General features: G+C 68.5%; 7 protein-coding genes and 1 pseudogene. 4 read left to right on the forward strand and 4 right to left on the reverse strand.

Annotated features, from left to right (window positions below):
- Window positions 1-151: 151 nt before the first annotated feature.
- Window positions 152-1615, forward strand: coding sequence for an aldehyde dehydrogenase family protein (locus EQG76_RS15165; RefSeq protein WP_159714913.1), 1464 nt, complete (start codon window positions 152-154; stop codon window positions 1613-1615).
- A gap of 205 nt (window positions 1616-1820) precedes the next feature.
- Window positions 1821-3773 (forward strand): putative bifunctional diguanylate cyclase/phosphodiesterase, encoded by a 1953-nt coding sequence (locus tag EQG76_RS15170; RefSeq protein ID WP_159714915.1) that lies wholly within the window; start codon window positions 1821-1823, stop codon window positions 3771-3773.
- On the opposite strand, the gene EQG76_RS15175 is transcribed toward EQG76_RS15170, so the two are convergent.
- Both EQG76_RS15175 and EQG76_RS15180 read right to left on the reverse strand, forming a co-directional pair.
- On the reverse strand, window positions 3745-5121 hold the full coding sequence (locus tag EQG76_RS15175; RefSeq protein ID WP_159714917.1) for an ABC1 kinase family protein: 1377 nt from the start codon (window positions 5119-5121) through the stop codon (window positions 3745-3747). The two genes, EQG76_RS15170 and EQG76_RS15175, sit on opposite strands and share 29 nt — an antisense overlap.
- Window positions 5105-6925, reverse strand: a complete 1821-nt coding sequence (locus EQG76_RS15180; RefSeq protein WP_235031381.1) for a M3 family oligoendopeptidase — start codon at window positions 6923-6925, stop codon at window positions 5105-5107. Before EQG76_RS15180 ends, EQG76_RS15175 begins: the two co-directional genes overlap by 17 nt.
- 135 nt (window positions 6926-7060) lie before the next feature.
- Between EQG76_RS15180 and EQG76_RS15185 the strand changes: the two genes are divergently transcribed.
- Window positions 7061-8839: an AMP-dependent synthetase/ligase gene (locus EQG76_RS15185; RefSeq protein ID WP_235031380.1), complete on the forward strand. Its 1779-nt coding sequence runs from the start codon at window positions 7061-7063 to the stop codon at window positions 8837-8839.
- Here EQG76_RS15185 and EQG76_RS15190 read toward each other — a convergent pair.
- Window positions 8830-9339 carry a hypothetical protein gene (locus EQG76_RS15190; protein ID WP_159714921.1) on the reverse strand — a complete coding sequence of 170 codons (510 nt, stop codon included), beginning with the start codon at window positions 9337-9339 and terminating at the stop codon, window positions 8830-8832. The genes EQG76_RS15185 and EQG76_RS15190 overlap by 10 nt on opposite strands.
- A 34-nt stretch (window positions 9340-9373) precedes the next feature.
- Here EQG76_RS15190 and EQG76_RS15195 point away from each other — a divergent pair, with 34 nt between their 5' ends.
- Complete coding sequence (locus EQG76_RS15195) at window positions 9374-10171, forward strand: helix-turn-helix domain-containing protein (protein WP_159714923.1); 798 nt, start codon at window positions 9374-9376, stop codon at window positions 10169-10171.
- Here the strand turns inward: EQG76_RS15195 and EQG76_RS15200 are convergent.
- Window positions 10168-10377, reverse strand: a pseudogene (locus tag EQG76_RS15200) (class I SAM-dependent methyltransferase); the annotation flags it as partial. The gene EQG76_RS15195 and the pseudogene EQG76_RS15200 overlap by 4 nt on opposite strands.

Consider the following 10377-nt stretch of genomic DNA (forward strand, 5'->3'; position numbering starts at 1 on the left):
CTGACCAGCTGGGCCGGCCGGCCAGTCTGGCGGATGCCGAGATTGCCGCCATAGCATCTCTCCGTTCCATGACCGTCGCCACCCGTGATACCCGCAATTTCGCCGTGTTCGGCGTTCCTTTCGTCGACCCGTTCGATCCGAAGGCAGTAGCATGATCATCCCCGGCACCCTGGACAATCACATTGGCGGCCTAGAGGTCGCGGCGCGCAGCGGCGAGCGGATCGAGAAGTTCGACCCGTGCACGGGACAGCTGCAGTCTCGGATCGCGCGATCAGCGGCCGCCGATGTCGACGATGCGGTCCAGGCGGCGAAGGCGGCGCAGCCGGGCTGGGCGGCCGTGCCGGCGGTGCAACGCGGGCAGATCCTGCACCGGACCGCCAACATCATGGAGGCGAAGGCCGACGAGCTCGGCGCGGTGGTGGCGGCCGAGACCGGCAAGTCGCTGAAGGAGGGCAAGGGCGAGGTCGGTGCGGCCGTGCAATGCGCGCGGTTCTTCGCAGGCGAAGGGCAGCGCCTGTTCGGGCGGACCATCCCCTCGGGCACGACCGGCAAGCTCAACCTGACGGTGCGCACGCCGGCTGGCGTCGCCGGGCTGATCATCGCGGCCAACACGCCCGCAGCCAACGTCGCCTGGAAGGTCTTCCCGGCGCTGATCTGCGGCAACGGCGTGGTGCTCAAGGCGGCAGAGGACACGCCGTTCACGGCGGGCTGGATCGCCCGGGCCGCCGCGGAAGCCGGCCTACCGGCGGGTGTGCTCAACGTCGTCCACGGCCTGGGTGCCGAGGCCGGCGAGCCGCTGGTGCTGCACGACGCGGTGGACGTGGTGAGCTTCACCGGCTCGACCCGGGTCGGCCGGCGGCTGGCGGAGCTGGCGGGCGCCCGGCTGAAGAAGATCAGCCTGGAGCTCGGCGGCAAGAACCCGTTCGTTGTGATGGACGACGCGGATCTCGACAAGGCGGTGCGCTGGGCGGTGCTCTCGGCCTTCAGCAATGCCGGCCAGCGCTGTGCTGCCGGCAGCCGGATCATCTTGCACGCGCCGATCTACGACGTGTTTGCCAAGAAATTCGTGGCGGCAACCCGGGCGCTCAGGCTCGGCAATGGCGATGGCGACGATCTGGGCCCGGTCATCAACGCACGGCAGCTCGCCAACATGCAGGCGGCGGTGGACCGGGCCAGGGCGCGGGGAGGCCGGGTGCTGGTTGGCGGTGTCCGTGCCGATGCGCCGGAACTTGCGGCGGGCTTCTTCATGATGCCCACCATCCTGGAGGGGGTGGCCGCCGAAGACGAGATCACCCATTCGGAGCTGTTCGGGCCGATCACCTGCCTGTACCGGGCCGACAGTTTCGAGCATGCGCTGGAACTGGCCAACGGGACCGCCTACGGCCTGACGGCCTGCATCCATACCCGCTCCTTCGACCGGGCCTTTCTGTTCTGTGAGCGGGTGCGCGCAGGGGTGGCAGTGATCAATGCCGGCACCCATGGTAGCGAGGCACACATGCCGTTCGGTGGTCGTGGCTTATCCGGAAACGGCACGAGAGAACCCGGGACCGAGGCACTGGATATATACAGCGAACTCAAGAACATCGCCATCAACACCGACCCTTCCGGAATATGATCGGCAGCATCCTTCGCGACACAGGCGGCTGTTCTTGAAGGGGTGCGGTGATTTCGCCTGATTGAAGCCTTCCGGGTGGTCAACTATCGTCCCGGTAGTTTCGGATCAGGGCTGTTCACCCAGCCCAAGGCGTCAGCCAAGCCGTTTGCGGCCCCGGCCGGGCGCGTTCCGTGACCCAGACGCCTGGACCCGGGAAACCGACAGCATGCTGCGCGGCCGCCTCGTCAACCTGATCTTCCCACTGGCTGGCCTCTCTTTCCTGGCCGCTGCCCTCCTGCTGCCCGGCATGGAACCGACCGGGGAGCCGGCCGACCTGGACGGCGCACCTCCGCCATACCTGTTCTTCTACCTGGCCCTGGGGGCGGTCGGGCTGATCAGCGCGCTGCTCATGCTCCACCGCAGCAGCACCACGGCCCCGCCTGCCCCGCCCATGCAGCAGCGGCCGGTCACGGTCGGCACTGCATGGGACAACCATGTCGCGACCCTGCCGCTCGCGGTGATCCAGCTCGACTATCGCCATGGCCATCCGGGCCGGATCGCGGGCTGGAACCGGCAGGCCGAACAGATCTTCGGCTGGCGGGCCGACGAGGCGAACGGGCGGACCCTGGACGAGCTCGAGCTGATCCACGAGGCGGACCAGAGCCGGCGCCTGGCCATGTATGATGCGATCCGCGACCAGGCGGTGAGCTCGGCCCAGCTCACGCTCAGGGCCCGCACCAGGGAGCGCCGGATCCTCCACTGCGCCGCGCATGTCTCCGTCGCGCGCCATCATGACGGATCGCTCGATTCGATCCTGATCATGGTGGACGATATCAGCAGCCAGATCGCCACCCAGGCGGAGATCACTCGGCTTGCCCATCACGACGCACTTACCGGCCTGCCCAACCGGGCCCTCTTCGGCGACCGGCTGCGCCAAGCCTTGAGCCGGGCGCGCAGGGATGGCGACAAGGTGGCCCTCATGCTGATCGACCTGGACGACTTCAAGCGGGTCAATGACAGCCATGGCCATGCCTGCGGCGACGCCCTGCTCCAGAACGTGGCCAGGACCCTGTCCGGCATGGTGCGCGAGACGGATTCCCCGGCGAGGCTCGGCGGCGACGAGTTCGTGCTGGTGCAGGTCGGGGTGACGGACCTGCAGGCGGTCGAGGCCCTGGCCGCCCGGCTCACCGACAGCCTCGCCCGGCCGTTCCAGTGGGAGGACCGGCGCATCGAGACCTCGTGCAGCATCGGCGTGGCGGTCTTCCCGGATGACGGCACGAGCGACGAGGAGCTGCTGCGGGCGGCTGACGTGGCGCTCTACCAGGGCAAGGCTGCCGGCCGGAACCGACAGATGCGCTACCGGCGGGAGATGGACGAGGAGCTCAGCCGCCGGCGCAGCATGCAGGCGAGGCTGCAGCAGGCACTCGATCAGGAGCGGCTCCAGCTCGTCTACCAGCCGATCCTGGCGCTGCCCGATCTGGCCCCGGTCGCGGCGGAGGCCTTGTGCCGGTGGCATGACCGCGGCCAGGCCATCCCGCCCTCGACCTTCGTGCCGCTTGCCGAAAGCTGCGGCCTGATCCGGCCGCTCGGCCGCTGGGTGCTGCGCAGTGCCTGCCAACAGGCCGCCGGCTGGGCGGAGCAGGGACTGCATCTGCGGGTCGCGGTCAATCTCAGCATCCCGGAGCTACTGCAGCCGGAGCTGGTTCCCATGATCGAGGCAGCGCTGCACGAGAGCCGGCTGCCGCCCTACCTCCTGCAGATCGAGATCAGCGAGGCGGCGGTGGGCGACCCCGGCCGGGAAGCCTTCATCGGCAACCTGCATGACCTCTCGGCCGCGGGCCTGGGCATCGCCATCAACGGGTTCGGGGCGGGCCGCGCACCGCTCGCCCGCCTGGCCGGCTTCCCGTTCGACACGATCAAGCTGGACGGCTCCCTGGTCGGCCGGATCGCCCAGGATGCGCGCGCGCTGGCGATCGCGCGGGCCATCGTGGGCATGACCCACGAGCTCGGCCGGAGCGTTACCGCGGAGCGGGTGGAGACCGAGGAGCAGCTGGCCCGGCTGGCCGAGATCGGCTGCGACCAGGTCCAGGGCCACCTCCTGTCGCCGCCGCTCGCGGCAGCCGACGTGGCTGGCCGTCGCCTGCCGATCCTCAGACCGGATCGGCGGTCAGCCCCGTAAGCCCCGCCGCCCGCATCGCCGTGTCCTGACGCCCTGCCAGCGCGGCCTCGTCGAAGTCGTCGATCAGGTCGACGAACAGCCGGTACCAGTTGATGTTGGCCTTGAGGTGCATGAACACCGAGCCCAGGCCCACCGCGGCGCGGTCCATGAACACGAACTCGCGCGGCGGCGTGACCCCGCCCAGCTCGCGCAGCCTTTGGTGGACCTTCTGCGCCACCTCGCGGCCATACTGGCCGCTATTGGTCTGCTGGATCAGGCGCGGCTCGTCCTTCATCAGCGGGCCATACAGGAAGCCGGCCCACTCGTTGAGCACGTCGATCATCTCGTTCGACAGGCCACGGAAGCCCCAGCGCTCGTAGGCGGAGACGGCGAGGTCGCGATCGCCCCTGGCCAGCGCCCAGTAGAGGTCGGTGACACCCTTGACGAAGGAGGGCGGGAACACCCGGACGCAGCCGAAGTCGAGCAGGTTGACGCCCAGGTCGCTTCGCACCGTGTAGTTGCCCGGATGGGGGTCGCCATGGATCACGCCCATCCGGTAGAACGGGATGTACCAGGCGCGGAACATCGCGATCGCGATCTGGTTGCGCGTCTCCTGGTCAGCCGAGCGGAACTCCATCAGGGGTCGGCCGGTCAGCCAGCCCATGGTCAGCAGCCGGCGAGTCGAGAGCTCCGGCACCACCTCGGGCACCGAGACCTGCGGCTCGCCGGTCAGGATATGGTCGTAGAGCGCGATGTGGCGCGCTTCTCGCTCATAATCGACCTCCTCGCGCAGCCGCTCGGCGATCTCCTCGTAGATCCGGCTCGTGTCGATGGCCTTGTCCCAGCGCCGGTAGACCGCGAACAGGATCTTGAGCTGGGCGAGGTCGGCATCCACGGCGGATTCGATGTTCGGATATTGCAGCTTGCAGGCGACTACCTTGCCATCAGGCAGGGTGGCGCGATGCACCTGGCCCAGGGAGGCGGCCGCAGCCGCTTCCAGGTCGAACTCGGCGAAGTGGCTGCGCCAGTCCGGCCCAAGCTCGCTGGCCATCCGTCGGCGCACGAACGGCTTGCCCATTGGTGGGGCGGAAGCCTGCAGCTTGGCCAGCTCCTCGGCATATTCCGGGGGCAGGGCATCCGGGATGGTCGCCAGCATCTGGGCGACCTTCATGAGCGGGCCCTTCAGCCCGCCCAGTGCTTGGCGCAGGTCGTTGGCATGGGCGCCCCGGTCGGTCTGCCGGCTGAGGAAGCGGTTGCTGGCGATCCGGGCGGCCTGGCCAGCCACCGAGCCGCCCACCTGGGCATAGCGGGCGACCCTGCCGGTCAGGCTGTTCTCTGAACGCGGGGCGGGCTTAAGCGGTCGGCTCATCGGCGATACCCGCCTCCTTCAGTTCCACGGCAAGCTGGTCGATCAGCTTCTCCAGCACGCTCAGGCCCTTGCTCCAGAAATCGGGGTCCGTGGCATCAAGACCGAAGGGCGCCAGCAGTTCCTTGTGGCGCAGCGTTCCGCCGGCCGAGAGCAGCTCCAGGTATTTCGGCTCGAAACCTTCGGGGTTCTGCTGGTAGACCGCGTAGAGCGAGTTCACCATGCAGTCGCCGAACGCATAGGCATAGACATAGAACGGCACATGGATGAAGTGCGGGATATAGGACCAGAAGGTCTGGTAGTCCTCGCGGAAGCGGAAGACCGGGCCCAGGCTCTCGACCTGCACCTCCATCCAGATCTTGCACAGTTCTGCCGGTGTCAGCTCGGCCTCGCGCCTTGCATCATGCACGCGGCGCTCGAACTCGACGAAGGCGATCTGCCGGACGACCGTGTTGATCATGTCCTCGATCTTGCCAGCCAGCAGCACGCGGCGCTCCGCCGGGTCGGTCGTGCCGGCGAGCAGGGCCTGGAAGGTGAGCTGCTCGCCGAACACCGAGGCCGTCTCGGCGAGCGTCAGGGGCGTGCTCGCCATGAGCGGGCCGTGCCTGGCCGCCAGCACCTGGTGGACGCCGTGCCCCAACTCGTGCGCCAGCGTCATCACGTCCCGCGCCCGGCCCTGATAGTTCATCAGGACGTAGGGATGCACCGAGGTCGTGGTCGGGTGGCAGAAGGCGCCGCTGTCCTTGCCCGGGCGGAGTTGCGCGTCGATCCAGCCCTTCTCGAAGAAGTCGGTCACGATCCCAGCCAGCTTTGGCGAGAAGCGGCGATAGGCATCGGTCACCAGGTCCTGTGCCTGCGTCCAGGGCAGCCGCGCGTCGGATTCTTCTGGCAAGGGCGCGTTGCGGTCCCAGTATTCCAGATAGTCCAGGCCCAGCCACTTCGCCTTCAGCGCGTAGTAACGGTGCGACAGCCGGGGATAGCTCGCCCGCACCGCGCCGATCAGCGCATCGACCACCTCGTCCTCGACATGGTTGGCAAGGTTGCGCGAGCTGATCGGGCGCGGAAACTTTCGCCAGCCATCCTCGATCTGCTTGTCCTTGGCCAGCGTGTTAGTGATCCGGGCGAACAGCTTCTGGTTCTTCGCGAGCACCTCGCCGATCGAGGTCGCCGCCTTCTCCCGCACCGCGCGGTCCTTGGAGGACAGCTTGTCGAAGATCTCCTGGCTGGTGAGGTCCTGGCCGTCGAAGGGAAAGCGCAATGCTGCCAGGGTCTCGTCGAACAGGCGCACCCACGCCGAGCGGCCGGTGACATGCTTTTCCAGGAGAACCTTCTCGACCGCGTCGTCCAGCTGGTGCTCGCGCCAGGCACGGGTATCGCGCAGCCAGGGCCTGAAGCGCGCCAGCCGAGAGGAGCCGTCGAGCTTTGCCTGGAGGTCGCCGTCCTCGATCTTGTTGACCTCCAGGGTCACGAACAGGGTGGTCGACGAGACCGCCGTGATCTGCTCCTGGATGCCCTGATAGAACCGGCCGATCTCGGCATCGTCACGGTCCGCGGCGAACAGGAGCGACGCAAACGAGGCCAGTCGGCCCAGTCGGTCGTCCAGCGCCTCGTACGCCTCCAGCAGGTCCGCCAGCTCGTCGCCGCTCAGGTGCGCGACCTTGCCCTGCCAGTTCACGGCGATCCGCTCGGCTTCCGCCTTGGCCGCTGCCAGGTCGGCCGCGATCCGCGGGTCGGCACGATCGGCATAAAGGTCGGTCAGGTCCCAGGCCGGTCCCTGCTGCTCTTTGGGCAGACCACCCGCCGCCACCTGCTCGCGATCCGCCAGCCGATCCACCCGAATAGACAGCACACCTGTTCTCCCTTACGCGCGTGAAGGAGATATGGGGACGGACCGGCGCAATTCACGGCCGGGGTCGGACGTGAACGGGGAAAGGGGAGGCGCTTGACGGAGCTTGGCCGCAACTTGGTCGAGATGTTCCAGAGGGCCGTCCGGCGCAAGGGCGACCAGCCCTTCCTCTGGTCCAAGCGGGACGGCGCCTATCGGCCACAGAGCCATGCCGCGGTCGCAGCCGACGTCCGGCATCTCGCCCGCGCCCTAGTCCAGCTCGGCCTCGAGCGGGGCGACCGGGTGCTGCTCGTGTCGGAGAACCGCCCCGAGTGGTGCATCGCGGACCTGGCGATCATCACCGCGGGCGGCATCACCGTGCCAGCCTACACCACCAACACGATCGACGATCACGCCTACCTGCTGGCGCATAGCGGAGCCAGACTGGTGATCTGCTCCGGCCGCAGCCTGGCGCAGCGGCTGCTCCCGGCGATTGCCCAGGCCGAGGGGCAGGCCAGCACCGTCCTGTTCATGGAGCCGCTCGCCGGCGTGGATGCGCTGCCGGTCACGGCGATCTCCTGGCAGGACGCGCTGGCGCTGGGTAAGCGCTCGCCCGCGCTACCCGACGTGCCGGACCTGGACGCGGACGAGGTCGCCTGCCTGATCTACACGAGCGGTACCGGCGGGCGGCCCAAAGGCGTCATGCTCACCCACCGCAACATCATGGCGAACGTCGCCGGTGCCCACGACCTCCTGGTGCGCATCGGGCTGGGCGACGAGGTGTTCCTGTCCTTCCTGCCGCTCTCACACAGCTACGAGCACACGGCGGGCCAATTCCTGCCGATCGCATTGGGTGCCGAGATCTACTACGCCGAAGGTACGGAGACGATCCGCACCAATCTCCTGGAAGCGCGGCCGACCATCATGACCTGCGTGCCTAGGCTCTACGAGGTCCTGCGCCAGCGGATCAGCTCGGAGGTCCTGCGCCAGGGCGGGCTCAGGGCCTGGCTGTTCCGCAAGACCCTGGAGCTCGGCGGCAGGCGCTATCGGGATGGGCAGCTCAATCCGATCGAGCAGGTCATGGACCGGATTCTCGACCGCCTGGTGCGCGACAAGATCCGCGCCCGCTTCGGCGGCCGGCTCAAGGCGCTGGTGAGCGGCGGCGCACCTCTGAACCAGGAAGTGGGCCTGTTCTTCCAGGCACTGGGCCTGCCGATCCTGCAGGGCTACGGGCAGACCGAGGCCTCGCCGGTGATCTCGGTGAACCCGCCGGGCGCGGTGCGTCTGGACACCGTCGGCCCGCCGCTGAAGGGAGTGAACGTCAAGATCGCCGAGGACGGCGAGATCCTGGTCAGCGGCGACATGGTGATGAAGGGCTACTGGAAGGACGAGGAGGCGACCCGGCACGCGCTGCGCGACGGCTGGCTGCACACCGGCGACATCGGCCAGCTCGAGCCGGACGGCTACCTCAAGATTACCGACCGCAAAAAAGACATCATCGTCGTCTCCGGCGGCGACAATGTCAGCCCGCAGCGGGTGGAAGGCATTCTGGGCCTGAGCCCGGAGATCGGCCAGGTTGTGATCTATGGCGACGGCAAGCCCTATCTGGTGGCGCTGGTCGTGCCGGACGCAGAGTTCATGAAGCGCTTCGCCAAGGAACGCGACCGGAAGCTGGAGCCGGCAGCACTGGTGCGGGACGAGGAATTCCGTCAGGCGATGGCCGAAGCCATCAAGCAGGCCAATGCCGGCCTGTCCCCCATCGAGCGGATCCGGCGCTGGCAGCTCCTGCACGAGCCGTTCACCACGGAGAACGGCCTGATGACGCCCAGCCTGAAGCTGCGCCGCTCGCTGATCTACGCCCGGTACGAGGCGCAGATCGCCGATCTCTACGACTGAGGCCCGAGCCTCGCCCCATAGGCCTCCCGCTCGGCGAGCCGTGCCGAGCGGGCGACGCCCAGATGCTGCAGCTCGACGAAGGCCAGCGCGATCCAGGCCTCCGCGCAGATCACCAGGGCTCCGGACAGGTTGGGCGTCAGCAGGGCCAGGGCCAGCGGCAGGATGCTCATGAAGGCGAAGGCGGCGTTGCAGCCCATCAGCAGCCAGACCGCGGTTTCCGCGAGGCTGCCACGGCCGGACAGCCACAGGCCGAGGGCCGCCTGGCCCAGCAGGTACAGGCCGGCGGCAGTGATCACCATGGCGGGAAGGCGCAGCCACTCGTCGAGCATGGCAGGCAGCAGGGTCGCGACGCTGCCGGCCAGCAGATTGCCGGCAGCACCGGCCACGAGGACGCGGCGCAGGAAGCAGGACGGCACGATCCGGGTCATGGCGGCACTCCGTTGGATGGCCAGCCGAACCTGCACGTTTGCCTGCACCCGGTCGATTACCTCGGAGGTCATGGCGCCACGTCGCCGCCAGCGCTAGGACGGGACCATGACGAACACCCAGAGCATCGGCGATCTCCTGAAGACCTGGCGGCAGCGCCGCCGGCTCAGCCAGCTCGACTTGGCGCTGGAGGCGGAGGTTTCCGCCCGGCACCTGAGCTTCCTGGAAACCGGCCGCGCCCAGCCAAGCCGCGAGATGATCCTGCAGCTCGCCGAGACGCTGGAGGTGCCGTTGCGCGAGCGCAATGTTCTGCTGGTGGCGGCCGGCTTCGCGCCGGTTTTTCCGGAGCGGCAGCTCGATGATCCGGAGCTGGCCGCGGCGCGCGACGTGATTGCCACCATTCTTGCGGGCCACGAGCCCCATCCGGCCCTGACCGTGGACCGGCACTGGCGGATCCTGGCGCACAACCGGGCGATCCCGCCGCTCCTGGAGGGGGTGAGCCCGGCCCTCCTGGAGCCGCCGGTGAATGCCCTGCGCTTGGCCCTCCATCCGGAGGGACTGGCCCCGCGGATCGGCAACTTCCTGGAATGGCGCGCCCATCTGTTGTCGCGCCTGCACCGCCAGCTGGAGCTCACCGCCGATCCGGAACTGGGCCGGCTGTTCGAGGAACTGGCCGCCTATCCTCACCAGGGAGTCGGGCCGCAACGGGGAACCACTGCCGCGCACGAGCCGGGCATCGCGGTGGCGCTGCACCTTGCGACCAGCCACGGCCCGCTCGCCTTCATCAGCACCACCACCGTGTTCGGCACGCCCCTGGACGTGACCCTGGCCGAGCTGGCGCTGGAGACGTTCTTCCCTGCAGACGCCGCGACCGCTGCGATCATGCGCCGGCTGATGGCGGACTAGACCGGTCTGGCCTTCAGCCAGAGGAACATCGGCACCCGGGCGGACTGGACGAGGCGCGGTGCCAGCGCGAGGTCGGGCAGCGGCTCGCGCAGGCTGGTAATGGCCAGCCCGGCCCGCTCCAGGGCGGCGGCATAGGTCTCCAGCGGCTGCGACCAGCCAGCGAAGTGCATCGCCTTGCCGTCGCGCTCCTCAATCCCGGCGAAGCG

This window comes from Geminicoccus flavidas (assembly GCF_009806515.1).
Lineage (GTDB): Bacteria > Pseudomonadota > Alphaproteobacteria > Geminicoccales > Geminicoccaceae > Geminicoccus > Geminicoccus flavidus.